29 protein-coding genes are annotated in these 26,901 nt (G+C 73.7%); 18 read left to right on the plus strand and 11 right to left on the minus strand.

Annotated features, from left to right (window positions below):
• Window positions 1–32: 32 nt before the first annotated feature.
• The 5 genes from ACI8AA_RS06795 to ACI8AA_RS06815 all read right to left on the minus strand — a co-directional run bounded on the left by ACI8AA_RS06795 (window position 33) and on the right by ACI8AA_RS06815 (window position 4,420).
• A complete protein-coding gene (locus ACI8AA_RS06795) occupies window positions 33–821 on the minus strand; it encodes an ABC transporter permease (protein WP_457043733.1) in 789 nt (262 codons plus the stop codon).
• Window positions 818–1,759 (minus strand): ATP-binding cassette domain-containing protein, encoded by a 942-nt coding sequence (locus tag ACI8AA_RS06800; protein ID WP_457043734.1) that lies wholly within the window; start codon window positions 1,757–1,759, stop codon window positions 818–820. The genes ACI8AA_RS06795 and ACI8AA_RS06800 overlap by 4 nt, the downstream gene beginning before the upstream one ends.
• Before the next feature lie 12 nt (window positions 1,760–1,771).
• Entirely contained in the window at window positions 1,772–2,563 is a 792-nt protein-coding gene (locus tag ACI8AA_RS06805; protein ID WP_457043735.1) for a DUF4097 family beta strand repeat-containing protein, read from the minus strand.
• Window positions 2,564–2,657: 94 nt separating this feature from the next.
• Entirely contained in the window at window positions 2,658–3,170 is a 513-nt protein-coding gene (locus ACI8AA_RS06810; protein ID WP_457043736.1) for a hypothetical protein, read from the minus strand.
• A 47-nt stretch (window positions 3,171–3,217) separates the two neighbouring features.
• Window positions 3,218–4,420 carry an MFS transporter gene (locus tag ACI8AA_RS06815; RefSeq protein WP_457043737.1) on the minus strand — a complete coding sequence of 401 codons (1,203 nt, stop codon included), beginning with the start codon at window positions 4,418–4,420 and terminating at the stop codon, window positions 3,218–3,220.
• Window positions 4,421–4,435: 15 nt separating this feature from the next.
• Here ACI8AA_RS06815 and ACI8AA_RS06820 point away from each other — a divergent pair, with 15 nt between their 5' ends.
• Entirely contained in the window at window positions 4,436–5,491 is a 1,056-nt protein-coding gene (locus tag ACI8AA_RS06820; protein WP_457043738.1) for a LacI family DNA-binding transcriptional regulator, read from the plus strand.
• Between the two features lie 46 nt (window positions 5,492–5,537).
• On the opposite strand, the gene ACI8AA_RS06825 is transcribed toward ACI8AA_RS06820, so the two are convergent.
• Both ACI8AA_RS06825 and ACI8AA_RS06830 read right to left on the minus strand, forming a co-directional pair.
• Window positions 5,538–7,562, minus strand: a complete 2,025-nt coding sequence (locus ACI8AA_RS06825) for an ArnT family glycosyltransferase (protein ID WP_457043739.1) — start codon at window positions 7,560–7,562, stop codon at window positions 5,538–5,540.
• Window positions 7,559–8,845 carry a glycosyltransferase gene (locus ACI8AA_RS06830; RefSeq protein WP_457043740.1) on the minus strand — a complete coding sequence of 429 codons (1,287 nt, stop codon included), beginning with the start codon at window positions 8,843–8,845 and terminating at the stop codon, window positions 7,559–7,561. The genes ACI8AA_RS06825 and ACI8AA_RS06830 overlap by 4 nt, the downstream gene beginning before the upstream one ends.
• A gap of 98 nt (window positions 8,846–8,943) precedes the next feature.
• Between ACI8AA_RS06830 and ACI8AA_RS06835 the strand changes: the two genes are divergently transcribed.
• The 4 genes from ACI8AA_RS06835 to ACI8AA_RS06850 all read left to right on the plus strand — a co-directional run bounded on the left by ACI8AA_RS06835 (window position 8,944) and on the right by ACI8AA_RS06850 (window position 14,611).
• Window positions 8,944–9,879: a quinone oxidoreductase family protein gene (locus ACI8AA_RS06835; RefSeq protein ID WP_457043741.1), complete on the plus strand. Its 936-nt coding sequence runs from the start codon at window positions 8,944–8,946 to the stop codon at window positions 9,877–9,879.
• 77 nt (window positions 9,880–9,956) lie between these two features.
• Window positions 9,957–10,277: an EthD family reductase gene (locus ACI8AA_RS06840; RefSeq protein WP_457043742.1), complete on the plus strand. Its 321-nt coding sequence runs from the start codon at window positions 9,957–9,959 to the stop codon at window positions 10,275–10,277.
• On the plus strand, window positions 10,274–11,824 hold the full coding sequence (locus ACI8AA_RS06845; protein ID WP_457043743.1) for an acetolactate synthase large subunit: 1,551 nt from the start codon (window positions 10,274–10,276) through the stop codon (window positions 11,822–11,824). The genes ACI8AA_RS06840 and ACI8AA_RS06845 overlap by 4 nt, the downstream gene beginning before the upstream one ends.
• A gap of 75 nt (window positions 11,825–11,899) precedes the next feature.
• Entirely contained in the window at window positions 11,900–14,611 is a 2,712-nt protein-coding gene (locus ACI8AA_RS06850) for a putative bifunctional diguanylate cyclase/phosphodiesterase (RefSeq protein WP_457043744.1), read from the plus strand.
• Between the two features lie 12 nt (window positions 14,612–14,623).
• On the opposite strand, the gene ACI8AA_RS06855 is transcribed toward ACI8AA_RS06850, so the two are convergent.
• Window positions 14,624–15,325, minus strand: coding sequence for a DUF4230 domain-containing protein (locus tag ACI8AA_RS06855; RefSeq protein ID WP_457043745.1), 702 nt, complete (start codon window positions 15,323–15,325; stop codon window positions 14,624–14,626).
• A gap of 311 nt (window positions 15,326–15,636) precedes the next feature.
• Between ACI8AA_RS06855 and ACI8AA_RS06860 the strand changes: the two genes are divergently transcribed.
• The 10 genes from ACI8AA_RS06860 to ACI8AA_RS06905 all read left to right on the plus strand — a co-directional run bounded on the left by ACI8AA_RS06860 (window position 15,637) and on the right by ACI8AA_RS06905 (window position 22,646).
• Entirely contained in the window at window positions 15,637–16,392 is a 756-nt protein-coding gene (locus ACI8AA_RS06860; RefSeq protein WP_457043746.1) for a hypothetical protein, read from the plus strand.
• A gap of 204 nt (window positions 16,393–16,596) precedes the next feature.
• Complete coding sequence (locus tag ACI8AA_RS06865) at window positions 16,597–17,385, plus strand: CpaF family protein (RefSeq protein WP_457043747.1); 789 nt, start codon at window positions 16,597–16,599, stop codon at window positions 17,383–17,385.
• Window positions 17,361–18,689 carry a recombinase family protein gene (locus ACI8AA_RS06870; protein WP_457043748.1) on the plus strand — a complete coding sequence of 443 codons (1,329 nt, stop codon included), beginning with the start codon at window positions 17,361–17,363 and terminating at the stop codon, window positions 18,687–18,689. The genes ACI8AA_RS06865 and ACI8AA_RS06870 overlap by 25 nt, the downstream gene beginning before the upstream one ends.
• 1,075 nt (window positions 18,690–19,764) lie before the next feature.
• Window positions 19,765–20,025 carry a hypothetical protein gene (locus ACI8AA_RS06875; RefSeq protein WP_457043749.1) on the plus strand — a complete coding sequence of 87 codons (261 nt, stop codon included), beginning with the start codon at window positions 19,765–19,767 and terminating at the stop codon, window positions 20,023–20,025.
• Window positions 20,022–20,615: a hypothetical protein gene (locus tag ACI8AA_RS06880; RefSeq protein ID WP_457043750.1), complete on the plus strand. Its 594-nt coding sequence runs from the start codon at window positions 20,022–20,024 to the stop codon at window positions 20,613–20,615. Before ACI8AA_RS06875 ends, ACI8AA_RS06880 begins: the two co-directional genes overlap by 4 nt.
• Window positions 20,612–20,788: a hypothetical protein gene (locus tag ACI8AA_RS06885; protein WP_457043751.1), complete on the plus strand. Its 177-nt coding sequence runs from the start codon at window positions 20,612–20,614 to the stop codon at window positions 20,786–20,788. Before ACI8AA_RS06880 ends, ACI8AA_RS06885 begins: the two co-directional genes overlap by 4 nt.
• The gene (locus ACI8AA_RS06890) at window positions 20,785–21,210 is read left to right on the plus strand and encodes a helix-turn-helix domain-containing protein (protein ID WP_457043752.1); all 426 of its coding nucleotides are present in this window, start codon (window positions 20,785–20,787) and stop codon (window positions 21,208–21,210) included. Before ACI8AA_RS06885 ends, ACI8AA_RS06890 begins: the two co-directional genes overlap by 4 nt.
• Before the next feature lie 11 nt (window positions 21,211–21,221).
• Window positions 21,222–21,839: a hypothetical protein gene (locus ACI8AA_RS06895; RefSeq protein ID WP_457043753.1), complete on the plus strand. Its 618-nt coding sequence runs from the start codon at window positions 21,222–21,224 to the stop codon at window positions 21,837–21,839.
• A gap of 25 nt (window positions 21,840–21,864) precedes the next feature.
• On the plus strand, window positions 21,865–22,140 hold the full coding sequence (locus ACI8AA_RS06900) for a hypothetical protein (RefSeq protein ID WP_457043754.1): 276 nt from the start codon (window positions 21,865–21,867) through the stop codon (window positions 22,138–22,140).
• Window positions 22,141–22,286: 146 nt separating this feature from the next.
• The gene (locus ACI8AA_RS06905) at window positions 22,287–22,646 is read left to right on the plus strand and encodes a hypothetical protein (RefSeq protein WP_457043755.1); all 360 of its coding nucleotides are present in this window, start codon (window positions 22,287–22,289) and stop codon (window positions 22,644–22,646) included.
• Between the two features lie 350 nt (window positions 22,647–22,996).
• Here ACI8AA_RS06905 and ACI8AA_RS06910 read toward each other — a convergent pair whose 3' ends face one another.
• From ACI8AA_RS06910 to ACI8AA_RS06920, 3 genes are all read right to left on the minus strand, one after another.
• Entirely contained in the window at window positions 22,997–23,632 is a 636-nt protein-coding gene (locus ACI8AA_RS06910; RefSeq protein ID WP_457043756.1) for a hypothetical protein, read from the minus strand.
• Between the two features lie 276 nt (window positions 23,633–23,908).
• The gene (locus ACI8AA_RS06915; protein WP_457043757.1) at window positions 23,909–24,244 is read right to left on the minus strand and encodes a hypothetical protein; all 336 of its coding nucleotides are present in this window, start codon (window positions 24,242–24,244) and stop codon (window positions 23,909–23,911) included.
• 104 nt (window positions 24,245–24,348) lie between these two features.
• The gene (locus ACI8AA_RS06920; RefSeq protein WP_457043758.1) at window positions 24,349–24,564 is read right to left on the minus strand and encodes a hypothetical protein; all 216 of its coding nucleotides are present in this window, start codon (window positions 24,562–24,564) and stop codon (window positions 24,349–24,351) included.
• 107 nt (window positions 24,565–24,671) lie between these two features.
• Between ACI8AA_RS06920 and ACI8AA_RS06925 the strand changes: the two genes are divergently transcribed.
• The 3 genes from ACI8AA_RS06925 (at window position 24,672) to ACI8AA_RS06935 (ending at window position 26,627) form a co-directional block, all read left to right on the plus strand.
• On the plus strand, window positions 24,672–24,917 hold the full coding sequence (locus ACI8AA_RS06925) for a hypothetical protein (RefSeq protein WP_457043759.1): 246 nt from the start codon (window positions 24,672–24,674) through the stop codon (window positions 24,915–24,917).
• Between the two features lie 780 nt (window positions 24,918–25,697).
• Window positions 25,698–26,108 carry a hypothetical protein gene (locus ACI8AA_RS06930; RefSeq protein WP_457043760.1) on the plus strand — a complete coding sequence of 137 codons (411 nt, stop codon included), beginning with the start codon at window positions 25,698–25,700 and terminating at the stop codon, window positions 26,106–26,108.
• Between the two features lie 123 nt (window positions 26,109–26,231).
• A complete protein-coding gene (locus ACI8AA_RS06935) occupies window positions 26,232–26,627 on the plus strand; it encodes a hypothetical protein (RefSeq protein ID WP_457043761.1) in 396 nt (131 codons plus the stop codon).
• Window positions 26,628–26,901: the final 274 nt, after the last annotated feature.

The raw sequence follows: 26,901 nt of genomic DNA on the forward strand, positions 1-26,901 counted from the left end.
GGGACCGGATCGGTCCCGGGCCACGCGTGCGTTCAGCGGGCCGGGCGGCGCTCGTAGTTCCGCCGCGCCCACAGGTAGCCGGCGAGCGCGATCGCGGCGCACCACGCCGTCGCCACCCAGGCGCTGGAGCCGATCGCGGTGCCGGTGAGCAGGCCGCGCAGCGTCTCGGTCAGCGGGGTGAACGGCTGGTGCTCGGCGAACTCGCGCAGCCCGGCCGGCATCGACTCCACCGGCACGAAGCTGCTGGCGAGGAAGGGCAGCAGCACCAGCGGCATCGGCAGGTTGCTCGCGCCCTCGACGGTCTTCGTGGCCAGGCCCATCGCGACCGCCAGCCAGGCCAGCGCGAACGCCGTCATCGCCAGGACGCCGGCCGCGGCGAGCCACTCGAGCACGCCCGCGTCGGGCCGGAAGCCGACCAGCAGGGCGACCCCGACGACGACGGCCAGGCCCACCAGCGTCTGGACGACGGCGCCGAGGACGTGCCCGGTGAGCACCGACGCGCGGGCGATCGACATGGTCCGGAAGCGGGCGACGATCCCCTCGGTCACGTCCATGGCCATCGCGATCGCGGTGCCCTGCGCGCTGCCGGTGACCGCCAGCAGCAGCACCCCGGGCACCACGTAGGTGACGTACTCGGCGCGCCCGCCGGCCGGCCCGCCCAGCCCGGCGCCGAGCGTGCCGCCGAAGACGTGGACGAACAGCAGCAGGAACACGATCGGGACCGCGGCCACGATCAGGGTCAGCGACGGGTGGCGCACCGCGTGCCGCAGGTCGCGGCGCAGCATCGTGCCGCTGTCCGTCACGGTGGTCGCGAGGCTCACGCCGGCACCTCCTCGGGGGTCGGGCGGCCGGTGAGGGCCAGGAAGACGTCGTCGAGACCGGGCGTCTCGACGGTGAGCCCAGCGACGTCGACGCGGGCGTCGTCGAGGCGGGCGAGCACCGACCGCAGCGCCGCGACGCCGCCGTCGGAGGGCACCTCCAGCTGGAGGCCGGCCGGGTCGGCCGTGCCGGTGCCCAGGGCGCGGGCCGCCCGGTCGAGCGCGGCGGCGTCGGCGAACCGCAGTCGCACCGACCCGCCGGGGACCAGCCGCTTGAGCTCGTCGGCGGTGCCCTCGGCGACCAGCCGGCCGCCGTCGAGCAGGCCGATCCGGTCGGCCAGCTGGTCGGCCTCCTCCAGGTACTGAGTGGTGAGCAGGATCGTGACGCCCTCGGCGACCAGCCCGCGGACGACGTCCCACATCGCCCGGCGGCTGCGCGGGTCCAGCCCGGTGGTGGGCTCGTCGAGGAAGACCACCCGCGGGTCGCCGATCAGCCCCATCGCCAGGTCCAGCCGGCGCCGCATGCCGCCGGAGTACGTGGCCGGCGGCCGGTCGGCGGCCTCGACGAGGTCGAAGCGCTCCAGCAGCTCCGCGGCGCGGCGCTGCCCCACGCGGCGGCCGAGGTGGTGCAGGTCGGCCATGAGGCGCAGGTTCTCCCGGCCGGTGAGCAGGCCGTCGACGGCGGAGAACTGGCCGGTCACCGCGATCGCGGCGCGCACCCCGGCGGGGTCGGTGGCGAGGTCGCGCCCGGCGACGGTGACCTCCCCGGCGTCGGCGGGGGTGAGCGTGGACAGGACGTCGACGGTGGTCGTCTTGCCCGCCCCGTTGGGGCCGAGCAGCGCGTAGACGGTGCCCTCGGGCACGGTGAGGTCCAGGCCGTCGAGGACGACGGTGGCGCCGAAGGCCTTGCGCACGCCCGCGACGGAGACGGCGGCGGTCACGGTCGGCTCCCCTCAGGCCCGGCGTACGAGGACGTCGCCGTACGCGGTGCGGGCGTGGATCTCCACGGTCTCCTCCGCGTCGCCGGGCCCCTCGGCCTCGCCGAGCAGGTTGCGGATGCGCCCGGAGCCCGACTGCACGTCGAGCCAGGCCGCCGTCCCCGCGCGCACGCCCGCCTCGACCTCGCCGTAGGCGGTCTCGAGCACCAGCGACCCGCGCACCGCCTGGCCGACGCGCACCTGGCCGTACCGGGTGGTGCCGGTCAGCGAGCCGAGCGCGCGGTCGACGACGACGTCCCCGCACGCGGTCTCCAGCCGTGCCGGCCCGGTGACCTCGCCGACCCGGACGTCGCCGTAGGCGGTGTGCACCTCGGCCTCGCCGTCGAGGGCCGCCGCGGTGACGTCGCCGCTGGAGGTGCGGGCGCGCAGGCTGCCGGCGCGGTCGAGCTCGAGGTCGCCGTAGCGGCTCTCGACGTCGACGGTCCCCAGCCGCCCGGTGCAGGTGACCGACCCGGCGGTGGCCCGGGCGACGAGGGAGGAGCCCTCGGGCAGGGCGACGTCGACGTCGACCTCCGGGCCGGAGCCGAAGAACAGCAGCCGCGGCCGGCCGGTGGAGCGGACCAGCAGCTCCCCGGCGGTGAACTCGACGACGCAGTGCTCGGCGGCCGCGACGTCGGCGGAGCTGCGCTCGCTGCGCGGCCGGACGGTGACCACCGTGTCGGGCCGCTCGGAGGCCCGGACGCGGACGGTGCCCGCGGCGATCTCGACGCGGGCGCTGATCGGGTGGGGGGTGTCGAACGTGGGCATGGTCTGCGCCCTCCTCGGGGCAGGGGGGATCGCCCCCGGACCGGTCGGCCGGGGTCGCGGTGCCGTGTTCAGGTGCGGTGCGCGACGGGTCGGGCTAGCGTGCCCAGCCCGTGTAGGAGGAGCCGCCGGTCCACCGGGACCGGCGGCCGTCGTCGGCGGGCCGGGGCCGGTCGGCGCGCGTCACCGCGTCGCTGACGGCCCGGACCAGCCACGTGTTGACCGACGAGCCGAGGCGGGCGGCCGCCTCCTCGACGCGGACCTTGAGCTGCTCGGGAAGCCGGAGGGTGATCCGGATGGTGCTGCCGTCGTCGCCGTCAGGGAGAGCAGCCACGGGCGCCGGGGCGTCGTGCGGGTCGGCGGCGGCCGGCGGCGGGGTGACGACGAAGCCGAGCTCGCTGCCGCGCAGCCGGACGTCGACGGCGCCGGGCGCGAGCTGGCCGGTGATCTCCTCGGCCGCGGCCGACAGGGCGGACAGCAGGGCCAGCCGGACCGAGGACTCCAGCGGCGCGGTGAGGCGCTCGGCCAGCTCGCGCGCCTCCTCGCCCCCCGGAGCGGCGGCGAGCACGAGCTCCCGGCGGAGCTGCTCGACGAACGGGGTGAGGTCCATGACGTCACAATGACAGCATTGTGATGTCATGCGCAACTCCCGTGGTGTCAGCGTGGTGTCGCGCGGGTCCCGGCGAGCAGCAGCAGGAGCGCCGCGGCGAGGAGGACGGGCTCCAGGACGAAGGCCGCGGTGAGGCCGTGCGCGTCGGCCAGGGCGCCGAGCAGGAAGGGTGCGGCGGCGGTGACCAGGCCGCCCAGCAGCTGGGTGCGGGCGTTGGCCCGGTCCTCGTGCCCGCGGGCGGCGCCTAGGGCGAGCGCCAGCGCCAGGGGGTAGAGGTTGGCGATGCCGATCCCGCAGACGAACAGGCCGAGGACGGCGACGACCGGGCTGCCGGTCAGCCAGAACGGCACGAAGCCGGCCGCGGTCACCGCCAGGGAGGCGTGCAGCAGCGGGACGGTCCGGCCGGGGCGCCGGGTGAGCGCCGCCCCGCCGAGGCGGCCGACGAGCAGGCCCAGGTAGTTGCTGCCCAGCGCCGTCGCGGCGGTGGTGGTCGACAGTCCCGTCCCGACGAGCACCTCGGTGCCGAAGTAGACCAGGCAGAACTCCACGGCCGTGGCGACCGCGGTCAGGGCGGCGAACAGCCAGGCGGTCAGGGGCAGCGGTCCGGGCCGCCCGGCGACCCGGCGGTCGGCCGGCGACGGCAGGGCGCGGCGTCGCCAGCGGAGCCACAGCACGCCGAGGACGAGCGCGGGGAGGGCGAACGCCGCCCGCCAGCCGGCCGGCCCCGCGGCGAGCCCGCCGAGGACGAGGGGCGCCAGGACCGCGCACGCCCCGGCGCCGACGTTGGCCTCGGTGAGCGCCCGGTCGCGCCGGGCGCCGTGCCGGTCGGAGAGCACGGCCTGCGTCGCCGTCAGCAGCACCGTGCCGGCCGTGCCCATCACCGCCGCGCCGAGCAGGGTCGGCGCGAGCCCGTGGCCGAGGGTGAACAGCGCGGCGCCGGCGGCGGTGCCCAGGGCCGAGGACCACAGCAGCGCCGACCGCGACAGCCGGCGGGCCACGGTCGCGAACCCCGCGCCGGCCAGGGCCGCGCCACCCGACCACAGCACGGAGTAGACGCCCAGCAGCGTGTACGAGAAGTGCAGCTCCTCGCGCAGCAGCGACAGCGCCGGGCCGAAGGCGTAGAGCCAGCCGGTGAAGCACCCGAGCACCGCGTAGGCCAGCACGGTCGGCGCGTCCCGGACGAAGCCGTCGTCCCCGCTCGCCCCGAGGGGGGTACCGGCCTGCTCCTCGGCCTTTGTGTATCGATACACACCTAGACTGTACGAGTGGCCAGTCCTCCGGACCACCGGTCGCGCCGGCCGACGATGCGCGAGGTGGCCCGCGCCGCCGGCGTCTCGCCGATGACGGTGTCCTACGTCTACTCGCGGCCCGGCCGGGTGTCGGCCGAGGCGGCGGCGCGGGTGCGGGCGGCGGCGCAGGAGCTCGGCTACCCCGGGCCGCACCCGGCCGCCCGCTCGCTGCGGCGGGGGCGGGTCGGCAGCCTCGGCGTCGTGCTGGGGGAGCAGCTCGGCTACGCCTTCGACGACCCGCAGGCGGCCCGCTTCCTCGCCGGGGTCGCGGACGTCTGCGCCGCCGAGGGGGTCGGCCTGACGCTGGTCCCGACCACCGGGGCCCCCAGCGATCCCGAGCGGGTCGCGCGGGCGGTCGTCGACGGCTTCGTCGTCTGGACCACCAGCGACGACGACCCGGTGCTCGACGCGGTGGCCGACACCGGCCTGCCCGCCGTCGTCCACGCCGGGCCGCACCACCGGGGCCTGCCGGTGGTCGGCATCGACGACCGCGCCGCCGCCGCGGCGATCGGACAGGTGGCGTTCGTCGGGGCCCGGCGGCCGGTGGTCCTCGGCTTCCCGCTCGACCGGGACCGCGTCCGCCGGCTGCTGCCCGCCCCGGAGGTCGGGGCGGTCCGGTTCCCGGTGACGCGGAACCGCTGGGAGGGCCTGCTCGGCGCCTGGACCGGGGCCGGGCACCCGGCGGCGGAGCTGCGGCTGGCGGTGTGCCCGGTCAACGACGCCGAGGAGGGCGAGGCGTTCGCCGCCGAGCTGCTCGCCGGCCCGGACCGGCCGGACGCGGTCGCCGCGATGAGCGACGAGCTCGCGCTCGGGGCGCTGCGGGCGGTGGCGGCCGCGGGCCTGGCCGTGCCCGGCGACGTGGCGGTCACCGGCTGGGACGACAGCGACGCCGCGGAGCCGGCCGGGCTGACCACCGTCGCCCAGTCGCTGCGCCGGCAGGGGGCCGCCTGCGCGCTGGTCGCGCTCGGGCGCGCGCCGGAGGTCCCGGCGCCGGACGGGTGGCGCGTGGTGGAGCGGGCGAGCACCCGCTGAGCGCGCACGAGGGCCCCGGTGGGTCCCGGGGCCCTCGTGTGGCGGGTCAGCCCGCCGGCTCGCTCAGGTCGTAGACGGTCACGCCGTCGACGGTCCGGGCGGTGTAGTTCTCCGCCACCCAGGCCGCGATCTCCGCCGACGCCGAGCTGCCGCCGTCGCTGGCCATCCCCGTGCCGCCGCCGATGAACCAGTGGATCTCACCGTCGGCGACGTACTGCTGGAACTGCTCGAGCGTGGGGGAGGGGTCGCTGCCGTTGAACCCGCCGATCGCCATGACCGGCAGCCCGGTGGCCAGCTGGTAGCCGGCGGCGCTGTTGGAGCCCACCGCGGCGGCCGCCCAGGTGTGGTCGCCGGCGTCGTCGGTGAGCGCGGCGACCACCTCCTCGCCGACGTCGGCGGCATCGAGCAGGCCGCCCGTGCCGCCGCCCGGGCCGCGGGTGACGTTGCCCGGGACGGTGGTGCCGCCGGGTGTGGCTGCCGGGCCGCCCGCCGGCGGCTGACCGCCGGGGAACGCGGCCCGGCCGCCGCCCGGGCCGCCGCCCGGGCCGCCGAACCCGGCGCCGGCCACGGTCGGGCCCGCGCTCGGGATCGAGCCGGTGTGCGCGGTGCCCGCCGTCTGCACGGCGTAGGCGGCCGGGCCGGCGACGCCGGCGAGCAGCCCGACGGCGAGGACCACGGCGGCCACCGCGCGGCCCACCCGGTCGACGACGAGCAGGCCGAGCGCGGCGGCGAGCCCCGCGACGAGCACGGTCCAGCGCAGCCAGGGCAGGAACTCCGCCGACCGGCCGAGCAGCATCCAGGCCCACAGCGCCGTGCCGGCCAGCGTGACCGACAGGACCAGCCGGGCCCAGGCGCGCCCGCGCCGCTGCCAGAGCAGGGCGCCGCCGATGGCCACCAGGGCGGCGATCGCCGGGGCCAGCGCCACCGTGTAGTACGCGTGGAAGATGCCGGCCATCAGGCTGAAGGTCAGCCCGGTGACGCCGAGCCAGGTCCCCCAGGTGAGCAGCGCGGCGCGCCGGGGGTCGGTGCGCGGGGCCCGGCCGACGGCGACCAGCCCGGCGGCCAGCAGCGCGAGCGCGGCGGGCAGCAGCCACGCGACCTGGCCGCCGATCTCGGAGCCGAACAGCCGGGTCAGGCCGGTCTCCCCCCAGCTGCCGCCGGCGCCGCCGCCGACGCTGCCGGTCTCCTCGCCGGTGAGCCGGCCCAGGCCGTTGTAGCCCCAGATCAGCTCCCAGACGGAGTTGGTCTGCGACCCGCCGACGTAGGGCCGCCACGACGCCGGCACCAGCTCCACGACGGCGACCCACCAGCCCCCGGCCACGACCATCGCCGCGCCGGCGCCGAGCAGCTGCAGGACCCGGCGGCGCGGCGTCGTGGGCGCGGCCACCAGCCACACCAGCGCGAAGCCGGGCACGACCAGCACCGCCTGCAGCGTCTTGGTGAGGAACGCGAACCCGACGAGCACGCCGACGGCGACCAGGCCGCGGGTGGAGGCTCGCTCCAGGGACCGGGTGAGCACGTAAGCGGCCGCGGTCATCAGCAGCACGAGCAGCGCGTCGGGGTTGTCGAAGCGGAACATCAGCGCGGCGACCGGGGTCAGCGCCAGGGCCGTCCCCGCCACGAGACCCGTGCCCGGGCCGGCCACCCGCCGCACCGCCAGGTACAGCAGCCCGACGGTGGCCACGCCCATGAGCGCCTGCGGCACCAGCAGCGACCACGAGTTCAGCCCGAACAGCCGCACCGACAGCGCCATCACCCACAGGGAGGCCGGCGGCTTGTCCACGGTGATCGAGTTGGCGGCGTCGGAGGAGCCGTAGAAGAAGGCCTCCCAGCTCTGCGAGCCCGCCTGCGCGGCCGCGGCGTAGAAGGCGTTAGCCCAGCCCGAGGCCGCGAGGTCCCACAGGTAGAGGACGCCAGTGGGGGCCAGCAGCCCGAGCAGCGCCGGGCGGACCCAGCGCGGGTCGTCGGGGCGGCCCCGGAGCAGGCGGGCGGCCCGCCCGGGCCGGGCCGGGGCGGGCGGCGCGGCCGCGGGAGCGGCGGGCGCCGCCGGGGGCGTCGCGGTGGCGGTCATCGGGCGGTCTCCATCTCGGGGGCGGTCACGGCCTCGGGAGCCGGCCGCGCGGGGGTGGGGGAGGTGCCGAACACCCAGCCGCGCAGCAGCAGGAAGCGCAGCAGCGTGGCGACGGCGTTGGCGCCGACGAGCACGGTGAGCTCGAGGCCGCGGGCCGGGGTGGGGTCGGCGAGGTGCAGCAGGCCGAGCGACCCGCTGGTGAGCGCCAGGGCGAGGCCGGACACGACCAGGCCCTGCAGCTGGTGGCGGCCGGCGTGGAGCCCGCCGCGGATGCCGAAGGTGACCCGCCGGTTGGCCGCGGTGTTCGCCACCGCGGTCACCAGCAGCGCGAGCAGGTTCGCCGGCTGGGCGGCCACGACGCCGCGCAGCAGGACGAACAGCAGCAGGTAGGCCAGCGTCGACAGCGCGCCGATCACGGCGAAGCGCACCAGCTGGCCGGCCAGCGAGCCGGGGACGCCGGGCAGCGGGTCGGGCAGCGGCTGCCGGCCGATGGTGGCGCGCAGCTGCGCCAGCGGCAGCCGGCCGGTGGCCAGCGCGCGCAGCATCCGCACGATGCCGGCGACGTCGGCCCGCGCCGTCCGCACGATGTCGACGCGGCTGTCGGGGTCGTCGACCCAGTCGACGGGCACCTCGTGGATGCGCAGCCCGGCGCGCTCGGCGAGCACCAGCAGCTCGGTGTCGAAGAACCAGCCGGTGTCCTCGACCAGCGGCAGCAGCTGCGCCGCGACGTCGGCCCGGATCGCCTTGAACCCGCACTGCGCGTCGGACAGCGAGGTGGCCAGGGTGCGGCGCAGCAGCAGGTTGTAGCCGCGGGAGACGACCTCGCGCTTGAGGCCGCGCACCACCCGCGACGAGCGGGACAGCCGGGTGCCGATGGCGAGGTCGGAGTGGCCGCTGATCAGCGGGGCGACCAGCGGCAGCAGGGCGTTGAGGTCGGTGGACAGGTCGACGTCGGTGTAGACGAGGACCGGCGCGTCCGACCCCAGCCAGGCGGTGCGCAGCGCGCCGCCGCGGCCGGGCTCGGGGATCTGCAGGACCTCGATCCCGGGCAGCTCGGCGGCGACCCGGTGCGCGACCTCCAGGGTGCGGTCGGTGCTGGCGTTCTCCGCGACCGTGATGCGGAACGGGTAGGGCAGGGACTCGGTCAGGTGGGCGTGCAGGCGGCGCAGGCACCGCTCGAGGTCGGTCTCCTCGTCGTGCACCGGGACGACCACGTCGAGGACGGGGCGCCCGCGGCCGGCGGCACCGGCGCGGTCGTGCGCGCCGCGCAGGAGCGGTGGCATGCGCAGAACGGTCGGGTCCGCTCCTGGGGTGCGCCGGTACGGGCGCTGGAGATCGCCTGTGAACGGCACGTCACACCCGGTGGTCGTAGGTTCGGGCGGTGCGCGCTGTCGGAGTGACCGAGTTCGGAGGGCCCGAGGCCCTCACCGTCGTCGACGTGCCCGACGAGCCCCTCGGGCCGGGGCAGGTGCGGCTGCGGGTCCGGGCCGCGGCGGTGAGCCCGACCGACACCCACCTGCGCGAGGGCGCCTACGCCGGCCGCGACCCGGTGAGGACGCCGCCGTGGGTGCCCGGCATGGACGCCGCCGGCGACGTCGTCGAGGTGGGCGAGGGCGTCGACCGGGTGGCCGTGGGCGACGCGGTCATGGCGATCGTCGTCCCCACCGGCGCGCACGGCGGCTACCGCGAGGACCTCGTGCTGCCGGCCGGCTCGGTGGCCCGGGTGCCGGCGGGCGCCGACGCCGCCGCCGCGTGCACGCTGCCGATGAACGCGCTCACCGCGCGGCTGGCGCTGGACCAGATGGCCCTGCCGCCCGGCTCGGTGGTCGCGGTGACCGGCGCGGCCGGCGCCTTCGGCGGCTACGTCGTCCAGCTCGCGAAGGCCGACGGGCACACCGTCGTCGCCGACGCCTCCGAGGCCGACGAGCGGCTGGTCCGCGACCTCGGCGCCGACGTCGTCGTGCGGCGGGGCGACGACGTCGCCGAGCGGATCCGCGCGGAGTTCCCCGACGGCGTCGACGGGCTGGCCGACGGCTCGGTGCAGGACGCGCTCGTGCTGCCCGCGGTCCGCGACGGCGGGAAGGTGGCCACCGTGCGCGGCTACCGCGGCGACGGGTCCGGCCGGGTCGAGGTGCTGCCCACGAGGGTGCGCCGCTACGCCGAGAACGCCGCCGCCCTCGACCGGCTGCGCGAGCAGGTGGAGTCGGGCGCGGCGACGCTGCGGGTGGCCCGCACCTTCGCGCCGGAGGAGGCGCCCGAGGCGCACCGGGTGCTGGCCGCCGGCGGCGTGCGCGGCCGGCTGGTGATCACCTTCTGAGGTCGCGGGTCCGCGTCTGCCAAGGTGGGTAGGTCCCCGGGCAACGGTGCCCGGGCGTGATGACGGAGGAGCGGCAGATGGTGCACAGGCTGGTGGTCAGCTACGGGCAGCCGGAGGACCCGGCGGCGTTCGACGCCCACTACCGGGACACCCACGTCCCGCTGACCGTGCAGATGCCCGGCCTGATCCGGTTCACCACCGGCAGCCCGCAGCCGCTGGACCCGCGCCAGTCCGCGCCCTACCTCGTCGCCCACCTGGACTTCGACTCCGAGCAGGCGATGGGGGCCGCGTTCGCCTCCGACGCGGGCAAGGCCGGCGCGGCCGACCTGCGCACCTTCGCCAGCGGCGGCGTGACCATGACGCACTACGAGGTGAACGAGGTGCACGTCTCCCGGTGAACGGCGCCCAGGCACTGATCCGCACGCTCGTCGACGCCGGGGTCGACGTCTGCTTCGCCAACCCCGGCACGTCCGAGATGCACTTCGTCGCCGCCCTCGACGACGTCCCCGAGATGCGCGGCGTCCTCACCCTGTTCGAGGGGGTGGCCACCGGCGCCGCCGACGGCTTCGCGCGGATGGCCGGACGGCCTGCCGCCACGCTGCTGCACCTGGGACCGGGCATGGGCAACGGCCTGGCCAACCTGCACAACGCCCGCCGCGGCCGGACGCCGATGGTGAACGTCGTCGGCGACCACGGCCGCTCGCACAAGCGGCTGGACGCTCCGCTGGAGTCCGACATCGACGCCCTCGCCGGCACGGTGTCCGGCTGGGTGCGCCGCTCCCTGGCCCCCGAGGACCTCGCCGCCGACGCCGCGGACGCGGTCGCGGCCGCAGGCCGCGGCCAGATCGCCACGCTGGTGCTGCCGGCCGACGTGTCCTGGTCCGAGGGCGCGGCCGTCGCGCAGCCCCTGCCGGTGCGGCCGCGGCCGCAGGTGGCGCCGTCGGTGGTGGACGAGACCGCCGCGGTGGTGCAGGCCGGGGAGCCGACCGTGCTGCTGCTCGGCGACGACGTCGTCGCGTCGGAGGCGGGGCTGCTGGCCGCGGCGCGGGTGGCCGCCGGCACCGGCGTCCGGCTGGTGGCCGAGACCTTCCCCGCGCGGATGGTGCGCGGCGCGGGGCTGCCCGCCGTCGGCAAGCTGCCCTACCCGCCCGAGGTGGCGATCAAGGCGCTGGCCGGCACCCGGCACCTGGTGCTGGCCGGCGCGACCTCGCCGGTGCACTTCTTCGCCTACCCGGGCGTGCCGGGCACGCCGGTGCCCGAGGACTGCACGGTGCACGTGCTGTCGGCGCCCGGTGAGGACGGCGTCGCGGCGCTCGAGGAGCTGGCCGCGAAGGTGGCCGCCGGTGCCGAGCCGGAGCTGCGCGAGGCCTCCCGGCCGGAACTGCCGGCCGGGCGCCTGACGCCGCGGGAGATCTCCGCGGTGGTCGGCGCGCTGCTGCCCGAGCGGGCGATCGTGGTCGACGAGGCGATCACCTCCGGGATCGGGATCGTCGAGCTGACCGCGGGCGCGCCGCAGCACGACTGGCTCGCCCTGACCGGCGGCGCGATCGGCGACGGCCTGCCGATGGCGGTCGGCGCGGCGGTGGCCTGCCCCGACCGGCCGGTGCTCGTCCTGCAGGCCGACGGCAGCGCGATGTACACGTTGCAGGCGCTGTGGACGATGGCCCGCGAGCAGCTCGACGTCACCGTCCTGCTCTACGACAACGCGTCCTACGCGATCCTGCAGGGGGAGCTGGCGAGGGTGGGGGCCGCCGGCGGCGGGGAGCGGGCCGGGCAGCTGCTCGACCTGGGCGGCCCGGCGCTGGACTTCGTGGCGCTGGCCACCGGGATGGGCGTGCCGGCCACCCGCGCGGAGACCGCCGAGGAGCTGGCCGAGCAGCTGGGCACCGCGCTGCGCGAGCCCGGTCCGCACCTGGTGCAGGCGGTGCTGCGGCCCGGGGAGTAGGCGCGGGCTCACCCCCGCGGGGGACAGTCGCTGAATACGTTCCAGACAGATCCGTTTCGCGCCGATGTCCGGCGTGTGTCGGAGTGGACCGGGGGCGTCGGCGTGGACGCCGGCGTCGTGGGCAGGCGGCCGGTGGCCGTCGTCGCGTGCACCCTCCTGCTCGCGGTGGTCGCGCTGCAGGGGCTGCTGCACGGGACGGCCGGCGGCACCGCGCTGTACTTCCTCGTCGTCGGGCTGACCGTCGTCGCCGCGTGGGCCGGGGTGCAGCACGGCGGCCGGCGGCCGGTCGCCGTACTCGTCGCCCTGGGCGTCAGCCTCTCCGCCCTCGGCGACGTGCTCTGGCAGGTCCAGGCGTCCGTGACCGGCAACGGCGCGGACGTCGGCGTCGCCGACGCCGTCTACCTGGCCAGCTACGTGGCTCTCGGTACCGGCCTGGCGCTCATGGCCCGCCGCCGGCACGCCGACCCCGGCCAGCGTCTCGCCGGCTGGATCGACGCGCTCGTCGTGTTCGTCGCCGCGCTGCTCGTGGTCTGGGAGCTGTCGATCGCCGCAACTGTCGAGGACGCGTCTCTCGGCCTCGGGACCCGGGTCGTGCTCGCGCTCTACCCGGCCCTCGACGCCGCGCTGATCGGCCTGGTCGTGCGGCTGCTGGCCACCCGCCGGCAGGGGGAGTGGACGCCGCTGGCCGTCGCCGCCGCGTGCTCCTGCTGGCTGGTCTCCGACGTCGCCTACCTGCTCGACGCCGACGCCGACAGCTTCGGCTCCTGGCTGGACTCCGGCTGGCTGCTCGGCAGCGCGCTGCTCGCCGTGGCCACCTGGTCGACTCCCCGTGGTGCCGCCGCGGCGGGTCCGGGTGGCGAGGAGGCCGGGTCGGGGCTGGCCCGGCTGGCCGTGTGCCTCGGGGCGCTGCTGGTGCCGCCCGTGACCGAGCTGGCCACCGACCTCGGCGGCGTCGAGGACGCCTCGGGGGCGATGGTCGTGGCGATGGTCGTGCTGACCGCGCTGGTCTTCGTCCGCGCCGCGCTGCTGCTGCGCGGCGAGGCCGCCGCCCGGGCGCTGGTGCGCTCGCGGGAGCGGTTCGCCGCCAAGCTCACCGCCCACTCCTCCGACGCGGTCCTCGTCGTCTCCCGCGACGGGCGGCTGCTCAGCGACCCCGCGCCGCTGGCCGCGCTGCTCGGGACCGTGGCCGGCGGCGTCACCACCGCCGCGGACGCCGTCCGCCTCGCCGGGGTGGACCCCGAGCTGACCGGAGAGCTGTTCGCACGGGCCCTGGCCGGCGGCGTCGTCGACGCCGAGCTGCCCGCCCGCCACCGGGGCGAGGACCGCTGGGTCGGCATCCGGATGGTCGACCTCGGGGACGACCCCGACGTCGGCGGCGTCGTCGTGCACGTGACCGACGTGACCGGGCGCCGCCGCGCCGAGGAGGCGCTGGCGCACTCGGTGCTGCACGACGGGCTGACCGGCCTGGCCAACCGCGCGCTGTTCATGGACCGCGTCGGCCAAGCGCTGCGCCGCACGGTGCGCGGCGGCGGCTCGGCCGCGGTGCTCTCCCTCGACCTCGACGGCTTCAAGGCCGTCAACGACTCCCTCGGCCACGCCGCCGGCGACGCGCTGCTGCGCGAGGTGGCGGCGCGGCTGCGCGGCGCCGTCCGCGCCGACGACACCGTGGCCCGCCTGGGCGGCGACGAGTTCGCCGTGCTGGTCGAGCAGGCCGGCGACGGCGACGACGAGGCCGTGCTGACCGCCGCGCGCGTGCTCGACGTGCTCGCCCGGCCGGTGGCGCTGCCCGGCGGCCCGGTGACCGTGTCGGCCGGCGTCGGCGTGGCCGTCGGCCGCGGCGCCGTCGCCGGCGACGCGCTGGTCGGTGACGCCGACCTGGCGCTGTACGCGGCCAAGCTCGGCGGGCGCGAGCGGGTGCAGCGGTTCGAGCCCGGCATGCGTGCGGCGGCTCAGGCGTCCCGCGAGCTGGAGCAGGAGCTGCGCGGCGCGGTGGGGCGCGGGGAGTTCCGGCTGGTCTACCAGCCGGTGGTCGCCCTGGCCGACCGCCGGGTGACCGGCCTCGAGGCCCTGCTGCGCTGGGACAGCCCGCGGCTGGGCCCGGTGGCCCCCGACCGGTTCGTGCCGGTGGCCGAGGCGGCGGGCCTGATGGACGGGATCGGCGCGTGGGTGCTGCGCGAGGCGTGCGCGACCGCGGCGGCCTGGCGGCACCTGGGCGAGCTCACGATGGCGGTCAACGTGTCGGCCACCCAGCTCACCTCGCCCGACCTCCCCGGCTCCGTCGCCGCTGCGCTGGCCGCGAGCGGGCTGCCGGCCGGCGCGCTGGTGCTCGAGGTGACCGAGACGGCGCTGGTGGGCGACCCGGAGCGGGCGGCCGTGTGCCTCACCGCGCTGCGGGCGCTGGGCGTGCGGCTGGCGCTGGACGACTTCGGCACCGGCTACTCGTCGCTGGCGCACCTCAGGCAGTTCACCGTGGACGTGCTCAAGATCGACCGCTCGTTCGTCAGCCCGATCGCCGAGGGCGAGCCACTGCCGGCGATCGTGCGCGGCACCATCGAGCTGGGCCGCACGCTGGGCCTGGAGGTCCTCGCCGAGGGCGTCGAGCACGAGCACCAGGCGCGGCTGCTCGCCGAGGGCCGCTGCGACACCGCCCAGGGCTACCTGTTCGCGAAGCCGCTGGAGCGCTGCGACGCCGAGGCGCTGCTGCTCGAGCAGGCCCCGGCCCGCGGGGAGGCGTCCGCGATCATGCCGCTGCCCCGCGCGCCGCGGGCGCTCACGTCCCGGGCCTGACGCCGGGGGAGGTCAGCCGGCCGCCCCGGGCGCGGGCTCGAAGGTGACCGTGACGTCGTCGACGCCGAGGGACCGGGCCAGCGTGGTGAGCATGTCGCGGGTGCCGTCCTCGGCGCGGTCGAGCAGGTCGCTGTCCGCGGCGGCGGACTCCAGCCGGCGCTCGGCGAGCGCGAACAGTCCGCTCTCGTCGGTCGGGTCGTCGGCGAACGCGTCGCCCAGCCGCTCCACCAGGCCGCGGTCGCGGTCGAGCACCCGGCTCTCGTCCGGGTCGATCCGTGCCTCGCCGAGCTGCGGGGCCGGGAGGGTGATCGTGGCGGCGGTGCCGTCGGGGGAGAGGTCGACGCTGTCCTCGCCGAGGGCGGCGAAGTCGACGTAGGCGTCGACGTCGCCGGTGGCGAGGAACTGCACCCGCTCGCCGCTGATCGCCGAGGGCACCCAGGCGGTGTCGGTCTCCTGGTCGACGACGACCTGGAAGGTGCCGCTGGCGGCGTGGTACTCGTCGAGGTCGGCGATCGCCAGCAGCAGCGGCGTCGTGCTGCGGTCGACGGTCTCCTGCCCGAACGGCGCCGTCCAGTCGCCCACCCTGTCGGCCACGACCACCCCGACCGGGACGACGACGGCGGCGGCGATGCCCGCCCTGAGCCATCCGCGGCGACGTCGGCGCACCGGCGCGGCGGAGGGGGCGGGGACACGGGACGGGAGCAGGACCGGCATGCGCGATCTCCTCGCGGTCGTCGGGTGTGCCCCGTACAGCACCCCGCGCGCCGGCTCTGTTCCCGCCGAGCGTGTGCGCCGGCGCCGCAGCCGGGGCATCGGGACGCTGCGTCGGCGCACCCGCTCGCCGTGCGGTCGCCACGAGCTGACGACGACGATCCCCGGCGCCGGCGAACCGGCCGAGCGGATGTCGCGGTCCCGGTCCGCCTGGACCGTCGTCACCGTGAACGGCCATCTGCCGGTTGTGACGACCGGCGGGTCGACGGCGCCGCCCACCTTGGTGTTCGCTGCGATGCCGCTGGACACGTGCTGTGACGCAAACCACAGTCCTCGCGGGGTCAGGGGGAGGCTCTACAGGGCCCTGCGACGGTCAGAAGATCAACCGTCAGGTTGACACCGCTCAGCGAGGAGCCCTCATGAACCGTGCAGCACGTCTCGGTGTCGTCCTGGTCGCCGGCGGAACGACGGCGCTCGTCGCGTCGCCGGCAGGGGCCCACTCCGGTGGACCGGCGCCGGACGACGGCGCCGGGTGGGTGCCGATCGAGGAGCTGCGCCCCGGCTACTACGACCCGGTCGACATCTCGGCCTGCGGAACGACCGTCACCATGGCCACCGGCGAGGTCGCCGACGTGGAGGGCCGCGAGACCACGCTCCCGAACGGGGACCTGCTCTTCGAGACGCGGGGCGAGTGGACCGTCGACCTCACGCGTCAGGACACGGGCGAGGTGATCGACGAGCTCGACATCTCCGGCCCCGGGATCGAGGTGATCTCCGCCGACGGGACGCACATCACCGATCACGTGTACGGCCCCTCGATCCTCTTCCCGATCCCGGAGTACGGGCCAGTCGACGCCGCTGCCTTCGAGGCGGCTGGCCTGCCGGACCTGACGTACTACCGCGAGGGCGTCGTCACGTTCTCCGTCGTCCTCGACCCGGAGACCGGCGAGTTCATCTCCGAAGAGGCCGATGTCGACGCACGCGTCCACGACGTGTGCACGTGGTTCGACGGCGACCGCGGGCACGGCCACGCCCGCGTCCACGCCCACGCCCACGCATACCACGGGTAGGCCGCACCACCGGACCGATCGGCGCGCCGGCCGCGGGGGTCCGTCGGCTCACCCGCTCGGGTGGGGGATCGGCTCACCCAGGTGGGTGACCGTGCCCGCGGCCGGGTCACGGGTTGTCCACAGATCGGTTGACCGGGCTCCCGCCTCGGACCGGGGCCGACCTACGGTCGCTGCCGTTCTGCAACGGGATGTGACGGGGGTGCGGTGCCGACTGCGACGAGCGCCCTGGACGTCGTCGACGGCGAGGTGCGCGAGCTCATCCGGCGCCGCGGGCTGGACCCGTTCAGCGACCCCGCGCCGGTGCGCGTGCTGGTGCGGGACGTCGTCGCCGACTACTCCGAGCGGTCACTGACCTCGGCGCTGCCGCCGATCGGCGACCCCGAGTCCGTGGTGCGCGACGTCCTCGACCGGGTGGCCGGGTTCGGGCCGCTGCAGCGGCACCTGGACGACCCCGAGGTGGAGGAGATCTGGGTCAACGAGCCGGGCCGGGTGTTCGTGGCCCGGCGCGGCCGCAGCGAGCTGACGACGACGATCCTCGGCGCCGGCGAGCTGGCCGACCTGGTCGAGCGGATGCTGCGCAGCTCGGGACGGCGGATCGACATGAGCCAGCCGTTCGTCGACGCGATGCTGCCCGACGGGTCGCGGCTGCACGTGGTCATCCCGGACATCACCCGGCGGCACATGGCGGTCAACATCCGCAAGTTCGTGCTGCGCGCGCACGGCCTCGACGAGCTGGTCGCCACCGGGACGCTGACGGCGCAGGCCGCGCGGTTCCTCGAGGCCGCCGTCGCCGCGGGCCTGAACGTGCTGGTGTCCGGCGGCACGCAGGCCGGCAAGACCACCTTGCTCAACTGCCTGTGCGCGGCGATCCCGGCGCGGGAGCGGGTGATCACCTGCGAGGAGGTGTTCGAGCTCACGGTGGCACTACCGTTGCACATGTGCGGGCAGCCGTGTACCTCCGACAGTCCATGGACCGCGACGGGTCCGGCTTAGGTATCGCCCGGCAGCGCGATGACTGCCTCAAGTTGTGTGCTGAGCGCGGCTGGGACGCCGTCGAGTACGTCGACAACGACGTCAGCGCGTCCAAGGGAAGCCGACCTGCCTACACGCGAATGCTGGCCGACGTTGCCGCGGGCAAGGTGCAGGCTGTTGTCGCGTGGGACCTCGACCGGTTGCACCGCCAGCCCATCGAACTCGAGCACTTCATAAACCTTGCCGACCGATGCGGCCTCGCGCTCGCCACGATCGGCGGTGATGCGGACCTGTCCACCGACAACGGCCGGCTGTTCGCGCGCATCAAAGGCGCCGTCGGGCGAGCCGAGGTGGAACGCAAGAGCGCCCGACAGCGCCGCGCTAATGAGCAGCGCGCCAGCATGGGCCGCCCACGCGCCGGCGGCCTACGCGCCGTCGGCTATGAGCCGGACGGCATGGCGCTGCGCGAGGACGAAGCGGAACTGATCCGCGAGGGCTACCGGCTCCTGCTTGCTGGATCGAGCCTGCGCAGTATCGCCGCACTGTGGAACACGGTGGGCTTCGTAACGGCGCGTGGTGGCCGTTGGCGGCCGGACGCCGTCAGGTACACGCTGCGTAACCCACGCAATGCTGCCCTGGCTATTCATCGGAAGGTCGAGTTGGGACGGGGCAACTGGCCGCCCATCGTCCCCGAGGAGACCTACCGGGCCGCCGCCGCACTGCTCGACGACCCGACGCGGCGCACAACGCCGACGACCGCCCGCCGCTACCTGCTCGCGGGTCTCGCGTACTGCTATTGCGGGGCTCGAGTCATCACTGGCCGTACCCAGCATGGCCAGCGGACTTACAGGTGCGGCCACACGCGCGGCCACCTGTCCCGGGCAGCGCAACCAATTGACGCCTTCGTCACGGCCTTGACGGTGGCGCGACTGTCTGCGCCGGATGCGCTCGAGTTGCTCTCCGCCGGCAGTCCCGTCGATGTCGGCGCGCTTCGCGAGGAGTCGATGGCGTTGCGGGCTCGGATGATCGAGCTCGCCGACCTATTCGCCGACGGCGTCGTCACCTCGCAGCAGCTTTCCCGTGGCACCGACCGTGCCAAGACGCGGTTGGCCGTCATCGAGCAAGAACTGGCCGCTGCAGGCGGCGTCCCGGTACTTGGGGATTTGGTGGCTGCTGATGACGTACAGGCCGCATGGGAGCGCATGGACCTCGACCGCAAGCGCGCCGTCATCGACGCGCTGATGACCGTAACCCTGCTGTCGCCTGGCCAGGGGGCAAGAATGTTCCGGCCGGAGACCGTGCAGGTCGGGTGGAGGATGTCGTGAGTAGGCGCCGCAAGGCTCTGCCGTTCGCCAGGCGGCAGGAGGATCTAGCCGTGCGGCGCGTCAAGGTCTTTTGCACCGGCGCCAGTGGTCGACGGCATGGGCCAAACCTGCTTGGGGAGTACGTCATGCGGGATTCCGGTCGCATCGACCTCGATGCGTACCTGCAGGGCCTTGGCCCGACGCCTGGAGCGGTCGTCGATGTCGACGGGGTACGTCGTCTGCCGCTCCGAGAGTGCAGCAGATGCGACGGGTCGCCCACGGCCAGCAGTGGTCTCGACTATGCGCTGATGGAGGACCTCTTGGACAGGATACCCAAGGGGGTGACGCTCCGTTGGGATGTGACTACGCAGCGTCTGCTAGATTATTAAGCAATAGCCGGACGCTGCGGCGTCCAGTGCCGGTCTCCCGCTAGAGGGCCGTTCATGCCGCGGGGCCTTTACACGCGTTGCACGCGGAGGCCCTTGCATGAAACAGCCCCTGACCCGGCGTGTCCCTGGCTCGAAGGAGCGGGCCGTTGTTGCCGCTACTGCTCGACACCACCCAGACGACCATCAGGCCCTAGAGCAGGCCCGCCAGGCGCTTCGAGTGGCTCGGGCTGAGGAGTACATCCGGAAGCTGGTCGCCGATGCGCCACGTCTGACCGAGCAGCAACGCGACCGGCTCGCCACCCTCCTGCGCGGAGGCGCCGCGGCATGAGCCGGACAGGACGAGGGCCAGCCCCTGCCAGGACCGGCCCTCACGAGAACACCGCCACCAAGCTGGGTCTCGACCTTGAGCGTATCGCGGTCGTTCGCCCGCTGCCGCTCTCTTGGGCGCGTGCCCTGATCGACGCCGGCGGCCCAAATGCACCCGAGTACGGCAGTCCTGCTTGGGCAGCGCTGCCCGATGACAGCCGCGTCAAGGTTGCGGCCACGGTGTTGGCGGCCGAGGCATGGCGGACCCGGCACTACAACGCCGAAGTTATCCCCGTCGCCGGCAGCACCGCCCGGCGCATCGCCGACGCCCGGCGTCCTCGGCCAGATGACTTCCCCGGCGGTGCCGTGCCCCTGTGGGATTTCGAGGGCGGTGTGGCCCAGTGATCTGGACGCCCACCCGGTTCGAGTCCGTCAAAGACCGCGGCGCCGTCCGCGTCGAGATTGGGCGACGCAATTCCGCCTGGCTGTACGGCAAGGGCCTCGCACGGATGCTCGACGAGCTCGGCATCCCGCACGCCCGCGACTGGCACCCCGACCGCAGACGGGTCCTCATGTGCCCTGTCGACCGTGTCGGGGACCTGCTGGCACTGCTCGAGCACCGCGACAAGCGCGTCGTCGAGGTCATGGCGGTGGAGTGGTGAAGGGCAACCGCGACGGCTACCGCGAACGCTGGATCGACGCCGTGCTGTGGACCAACGAACTGAGTCCCACCACCAAGGTCGTATGTCTCGCCATGAGCCGGCACATGGATGACCGCGGGCGCATCAAGCGCAAGCACGCCGACATCGCCAAGGACCTGCAGATGGCCAACCCCAAGCGGGTCGGCGACCGCATCAAGGAAGCACGCGACGCGTTCTTCCTCAGCCAAGTCCCAGGAACCGGCATCAACGCCCGCGTCACCCAGTACGACGCCATGATCCCGCCCGCCGAGAGAGCACACGCGCCCCAGTCGAAGCGCGTGAAGGTGCCTCCCGTCGACGTCCTGGTTCCGGGGAACAGGGGACCAGAAACAGGGGACCAGGACGTGCGGGACCTGGTCACTTCTGGTCCCAGGAAACAAGGGACCAATACGCGCGCGCGTTACTCACAGAACCGCTCTACAGGCCCGGCGCCGGACGGCAGCCGCGGTCCCGACGACCACGACGAGACGTCACAAGCAGCAGTTGGGGCGAGCTGGTTGCCAACTCCGCCTAAGCGCTCGTCTTCTGACTCGACGGGGCGAGTCGCGTGACCAACCACTGCCGCGAGTACCTGCGCGAACTGCCGCCCAGAAGCCGCGATAGCCGCTGCTCCCGCTGCCGACCGGACCGCACCCACCGCAAGCCCAAGAACCGCACCCCCTGGCGCGACCAGGCCGACAAGGACTTCGACGCCTTCCTGCGCCGACATGGATCCAGCCGGTGAGCAGCTCTGTCATGCGGGCACCCGAGCACTACGTCCACGGCCTGGACAACGCCGGAATCGTGATCGTCCCGGCCAGGGTCGCAGAGTGGCTGCACCGCCACCTCGAGCTCGACACCGCTCGCAAGGCCAGCCGCGGGATCGACTCGGAGGTCGACAACGTCCTCGTCGCACTGCGGGTCGCGGCTCTCAACTGGCGCGCTTCCGTGCACGGCACGAGTCCGCGGAACGTGCCGGAAACCAAGCCACTGTCTGCGTGGCTGAGCACTACACAGGCCGCTGACGCACTCGGGCTCACCGACCGGGCTGTGCGCACCGCGTGCAGCGACGGACGGCTCGACGCCCAGCGGGTCGACGGCCGGTGGCGGATCAGCCGGGAGGCGCTTGAACACCACCGGGCAGCCCGCCGGCAGCGGGCTGCATGAGAGGACCGCAGATGGCCGACATCACCCCCGAGCGGGAACGCGCCGAACGAGCGCGGCAGCGCTACTTCGACACCGCCGCCCGTCTCCGCGACGACCGCGACCTAACCGAGCACGCCCGCCAACGACGCCTGGCCGACGCCTGGGTCACCACCCGACGGGAACTGGACGCGTTGCGCGAGGAGGAGCACCGGCGCCTGGCTGCCCGGGAGCGCGACCTCGAGCGGCGGCTGTTCGGTCTCAACTCGGCCGGCGGGGACACTGCCTCGCAGGCGATCAGCGCCCGCGACGCGCAGGACCGGGCCGCTCGCATTACCAGCCCGGCCGAGGCGGCCGAACTGCTCGAGCGGGCGGAGCGCAACGCCGATAGCACCCTGGCCCGCGCCATCGCCCACCACGCGCTGCAGCAGAGCCGTGCCTCCGCCTTCCGGGAGCAGGTGCAGGCGTGGGATGCCGTCCTCGGCTCCTTCCTCGACGCCCGTCCGCACGTGGCGCCGGTCGTGGAAGAGCTCGCCCAGATCGAGCGCCTCACCGGCCGGGAAGTGCTCAGTCCCTACTCGCTGGCCCAGCCCTCCGGCATCGCGCCCAGCGTCCTCAACGCCGCTAGCGCAAGCCAGACGGTGCTGGCCTGACCTGCCACGGAACAGGAGAGCCAAGATGCACGACGCCGACCATCGCCGAGTCTCGAACATCGCGCATCTACGGGCCGCCCTCGATGCCAAGGGTCAGCCCTCCGACATGGCAGTCCGTAAGGAGACATGCCGGGCTAGGCGCCTCGCCGACGGCTTCTCCATCGACGACCGCTACGAGCGCGCCCTGCAGCTGCGTGACAGCGGCGACCCCCGCTGGCATCAGCTCGGCAACAGCGGACAGATGGCCGCCCACATGTACGAGGCGCAGCGCAACTCCGCACGAAGCCAAGCTGGTCGCTGACGCCCTGCGTCTCGCAGATTCGGCAGGTGAGCGAGACACCCGGGGGATATCCCCTCCGCCCGGCACCCTTTCGGGACCCGCCAGTGGAGCTCTTCTCCTTCCACCCCCTGGAACCATCCCGCCTTCAGTGCCCTGAGTGAGGACCCATGACGCCCCTTGAGCCGCCGGCGGGCTGTGGCACGGCCGGCTTGAAGCTCTGGCACGCGGTGCTCGACGAGTACGACCTGGAGGAGCACGAACTGCTGCTGCTCCGGGAGATGGTGCGAACGGTCGACACCCTCGACGTGCTCGAGCAGCGGGTTACGAAGGACGGCGTGCTGCTGGGCAGTAGTCAGGGCGAGCGGGCGCATCCGGCGCTGGTGGAGGCGCGGCAGCAGCGGATCACGTTGGCCCGGCTGCAGGCTGCGTTGCGGCTGCCGGCCGGCGAGGAGGAGTCGGGCGATCAGCGTCGGCCGCAGCGGCGGATGGGCGTGCGAGGCGTGTACGGCGTGGGCGGTGTCGGGTGAGGCGCCGTCGCAAGCAACTGGAGGTCCAGCCGCCGGATCGGCTCCTCAGGTTCGCTCCTGCGGACTGGCTGCCATTCATTGACGACTCCGAGTACAACCCGGAGCTTTACCGTGACCGGCTGCCTGGCCGGCCACCCGGTCCGGTGCGCACGTCGCTGCGGCAGTGGCGGCTGGAGCGTGCTGAGTCGCTGTGGACTCGCGCTCGCTTGGACTGGTGTCAGCGGTACGGCTGGCCGGGTGGGCTGGACTTCGTCGAGTTGATGCAGCAACAGGTGGCCGAACGGCGAAGGGCGCTCGGCCACCTGCCCTGATGGCGTCCGCCTAGCGCGGCGCGACGCGGCCGCCGCGCCCTAGAAGCTCCACTCCCAGCCGGTCGGAGATCCCAAGGCGCCCGGAATGAACGCGAGCGTGCCGTTGGTGACCGGCGCGTCAATGACGATCGTGCCGGCGTACTGCTGCCCGGGACCGAGGGGGTCGCTGGTGAATTGCTCGTTGGAAGCAAGGCAGCTGTACGCGTTACCGCTGACGTCGTTGACCGTGACGCCGTCAGGGCCGATGACCTGGAAGTCGTACTGGCTGATGGTGAAATACGCGTTGGGGTCGAACTCGGCGCTGGTGGATGCCCGCAACGAGATCGCGATGTAGTGCCCGTTGGCTGGCTCGCTGGCGTACTCGCTGCTGCACTGTGGGTCCGCAGTGATGCTGTCCACCGCGAAGGTAAACACCGAAGGTGCATCGGGAGCGTCAGAAGCGGAGAAGCCTCCCTCCTCGCCGAACTGCTTGATGATGTTTCCGCGGGCGCTCCTCGCTGGCCCGGTGGGCTCCGCGGAGCTGGGCGCGGCGCTGGTGCTCTTCGGCGGCAGCTCCGGGCTGCTCGCCGTGGGCCTGCTACTCGCCGTGGCCTCCTGGCCGGTGTCGTCGCTGCTGCATCCGGTGAGCAGCAGCGACACGCCGGTGAGGACGGCGGGGATGGTGCGGCGGAACATGGTTCTCCTCCGGTCGGCAGAGCCGACTGCGACTGATACGTGGCGTCGGAGTTCTCTATCGGCAACCCCTGGGCGGAGTGGCTTCGAGTCGCTGAGTCACGTCTAGCCCGCGTCCTGCGCTGCAGCCGTGGCGGTCCACTCGAATCACAGCGCGCCGTGCCGACCGGTGGCTCTAGCACGACGAACCCCCGCCAGTCAGGGAGATGGCGGGGGCTCGTCCGTAATCCGGAGCGTCAGCGCGGATGTGCCTTCGTACGGTCGAGGGACCTCAACAGGTCAGTCGAGGGAGCAGTTCTGGTCGGCGTAGGCCTGGACGAACTCCAGCGCCTCCCGGCTCTCCTCGGTCTCCTCGAACTGCTCACCGTTTTCGTCGGCCTCCGCCGCCTGCTCGAAGTACTCCTGAGCCACCCCAACCGACTCCTTCAGCCGATCCGTCGGCGCGGCATCCTCAAGATCGTCGAGGAGCGGCAGCCCTTCCTCCGTGTCCTCCGCCTCGTCAACCTGCTGAAAGACGGCGCAGAACTCCTCGACGGACCCACTGCTGCCGCAGCCAGCGAGCAGCATCGGGGCGGCCAGTACGGCGACGGCGGTGGGGAGGAGGCGAATGCGCATCGGTACTCACTTAGGTCTGTGCGGTGCGGTCGGGGCTCCTAGTTGACCCGGTCCGGCGGCGTATCGGAACGCTGCGGAGGCAATATCTCACGGAGAGTGGTGAGTCAGGTCGCGCCGCGCTCGCCTCTTACGGTCGCCGACCACTCGAACCACACGACGCCGTGCCGGCCGACTGCCTCTTCCGGCCCCGTGACGACCATCGTTGACCAGTCCGAGGAGGCGCCGTCGGCAATGGCCATGAGTCGCAACTGACCACGGAGGCCGGCGGTCGCCCGGTCGCGGTCGTCGTAGGGCAGCGCCGTCGTCGCCCGGTAGGTCACCGTGGAAGCGTCGCGCAGCGCACGCCGCCGAGCACGGGTTGATCACGGCACGTCACTCGGGCGGGTCGCGCGCATGACGCACTCGACTTGGCGGATATGTCGAACATGTGTTCCAACCGCCGCGCCTCATCCACCAGCAGCTGTTCGACCCGCCCCGCGACGTCCTCGTCTTCAACGACGGGCAGTGGTGGCCGGGCGAGCAGACCGCATGGCGGCTGTGCGACGACGGATTCGGGTGGCGCGCGGCGGTCACCTGGCGGCAGTTGCACGACTACGGCTGGGGCCGGCACATCACGTCGGTGCGGCCCGAGGAGGTGCGCCTGCTCCATGCGCCGCGGCCCGCCGGTCGGTAACCACAACCGGGCTCGGATGGCGCAGACAGCGACCAGTTGGAATCACGAATGCCCTAGGGGCACCCGACCTCCTCGACCACGAACGGCCCCCGGTTGATATCCAGACACTCGCCCCCGGGAGGAACGATGAAGCCGCCAACGTTGCCGGCACAGCCGTCGGCGCCCGGGTGGTTCACCGCTTGCCCGGGCACCCCTCCGATGTTGCAGGTGCCACGGCTGATCGGGAGCTCCTCCGGGGGAGCGGCCAACGCCACTCCTGACATCTGCATGGTCGCGCCGATCGCGAGGGCGGTCACGGCCAGCACAGCTCTCCGGTGACCCATGGTTCCTTCCCCTCCCCTGACATGACCGACATGAAGCCAGCCGAACTACGCCAGGGTTCACCCGGCAGCCGGGGAGGCTTTCCGGCCCTGGCGCGTTCACTCGTTCACGGCGGTCTGTCGTCACCGTTGGTCAGTCTGGCGTGACCTCAGCCCGGCGGGCGGTCGGGACGCCGCGGCGCACCTGCTGTCGCTCCGGCCATCGGGTACCCCGTGCCGGCAAGACCGCGTTAGACATGGGGCATGGGCGTGGTCCGCCGCGGCCGCTCGGGGTCGACAGCTGAGCCCGTGACGCCCCGTCCCCACGCTGTGCATATCGCTGTGACGTAACCCCGCTGGGCCGCCCAAGTCGGCTCTCGCACGCCTATCCTCGACAACAGCCGCGGCCTCTTCCCGACGCGCTCGGCGCAGAACGCCAGCTCGGCCCTCGGTGCAGTCACCGTCGAAGGACACGAGGGTCGTGAGCATCGAGAACCGGCTGACCGATGAGCAGCTTGCCGCGCTGTCACCGGGCGACGCGGTCGTTATCGAAGCTGGCGCCGAGAACGGCCGGCCGCGGCACACCGCCGGCACCGTCGTCCGCGCCGACGGGCCGTACATCACCGTCAGTGTTCGCAGCCCCCGCGGCGCCGCATACCTCGAGCAGTTCCGACGTCGCGACGGCAGCCGTGTTGGTGGCCGGATGCGAGCGGAGCTCGTCAACGCCGGCGCAGACGAACCGGTGGTGCAGGAGGCCCAGCGGCGTACCAGGCACATCGACTCGCTGTTCCGCGACTGGACCCGTCACCGCGGCGACGTCAACAGGCTGCGTGCGCTGCACGAAGCGATCGGCGAATGCCTCGAGGGTCTGTCCGAGACGGCGTCGCGGTAACGACGCCCACGAACCCGCCCCGCCCTGGTCGTGAAGGCCCGGGGCGGTGACGCTGCGGTGACGCTGCGGTGACAGCCCGAGAAATATCCTCCGCAGGACATGTTTTTCTGAAAGGAGACTCAGATGGTCATGCTGGCCGATTTCACCACGATCATCGGCGACACTGCTGTGTCCGTCCCCGTCGTGTCGCCCGGAGCCGAGTTCCAGCTGGGAAGCCCCTTTGATACAGGCGGACGCCTCCCTGGCACCAGCGAGACAGGCATCAGCAGTGCGCTCCTCATGTTTGCCGTCCGAAACATGTCTGGCACCGCGCAGGTAACTATAAACGATGATGACGACGTCGTTGGCACCATCACCCCCTCTCCGTCACAGCTGAATATCTGGTCCACGCAAGTCATCGCATTCGCTGGCAGTCGACTCAGCTCGGCTAGTGGCACCAACAATAGGATCAGGCTTAGGAATGTGACCGATGCATTCCAGATCAAGGACGTTGTCTGCTTCTTCCACCAGGACTCCTGACCGGCGGCAAGCTAACTATTCCCAGACTGAGTGAGTAGACCCGTGATCTCGCGGAGCCCCCCTCCCAGGCGGAAGGAATGCAGTTCTCAGGCCCCGTTCTGCTTGATGCGGGGTCTGCTGAACCGCCCGTCGAATCTGGTCGTAGCCCTGCCGCAGCAGGCGCGAAGCGCACCCGGCAGCGTCGAGCGCCTCGAGCAGTTCAGCACCCTGGTGCGTCGTTTGATCAAGAGCGGCCCTGACCTCTCGTGGGTGAACCCGTACTGCGTGTCGTCGT

The sequence above is a fragment of the Geodermatophilus sp. SYSU D01180 genome (genome assembly GCF_054050415.1).

Bases quoted from the DNA above. Each gene is read 5' to 3' on its own strand.
- ACI8AA_RS06805 (WP_457043735.1), bottom strand. From the start codon at position 2,563: ATGCCCACGTTCGACACCCCCCACCCGATCAGCGCCCGCGTCGAGATC.
- ACI8AA_RS06810 (WP_457043736.1), bottom strand. From the start codon at position 3,170: ATGGACCTCACCCCGTTCGTCGAGCAGCTCCGCCGGGAGCTCGTGCTC.
- ACI8AA_RS06825 (WP_457043739.1), bottom strand. From the start codon at position 7,562: ATGACCGCCACCGCGACGCCCCCGGCGGCGCCCGCCGCTCCCGCGGCC.
- ACI8AA_RS06830 (WP_457043740.1), bottom strand. From the start codon at position 8,845: ATGCCACCGCTCCTGCGCGGCGCGCACGACCGCGCCGGTGCCGCCGGC.
- ACI8AA_RS06840 (WP_457043742.1), top strand. From the start codon at position 9,957: ATGGTGCACAGGCTGGTGGTCAGCTACGGGCAGCCGGAGGACCCGGCG.
- ACI8AA_RS06855 (WP_457043745.1), bottom strand. From the start codon at position 15,325: ATGCCGGTCCTGCTCCCGTCCCGTGTCCCCGCCCCCTCCGCCGCGCCG.
- ACI8AA_RS06870 (WP_457043748.1), top strand. From the start codon at position 17,361: ATGGACCGCGACGGGTCCGGCTTAGGTATCGCCCGGCAGCGCGATGAC.
- ACI8AA_RS06895 (WP_457043753.1), top strand. From the start codon at position 21,222: ATGGCCGACATCACCCCCGAGCGGGAACGCGCCGAACGAGCGCGGCAG.
- ACI8AA_RS06900 (WP_457043754.1), top strand. From the start codon at position 21,865: ATGCACGACGCCGACCATCGCCGAGTCTCGAACATCGCGCATCTACGG.
- ACI8AA_RS06905 (WP_457043755.1), top strand. From the start codon at position 22,287: ATGACGCCCCTTGAGCCGCCGGCGGGCTGTGGCACGGCCGGCTTGAAG.
- ACI8AA_RS06910 (WP_457043756.1), bottom strand. From the start codon at position 23,632: ATGTTCCGCCGCACCATCCCCGCCGTCCTCACCGGCGTGTCGCTGCTG.
- ACI8AA_RS06915 (WP_457043757.1), bottom strand. From the start codon at position 24,244: ATGCGCATTCGCCTCCTCCCCACCGCCGTCGCCGTACTGGCCGCCCCG.
- ACI8AA_RS06935 (WP_457043761.1), top strand. From the start codon at position 26,232: ATGGTCATGCTGGCCGATTTCACCACGATCATCGGCGACACTGCTGTG.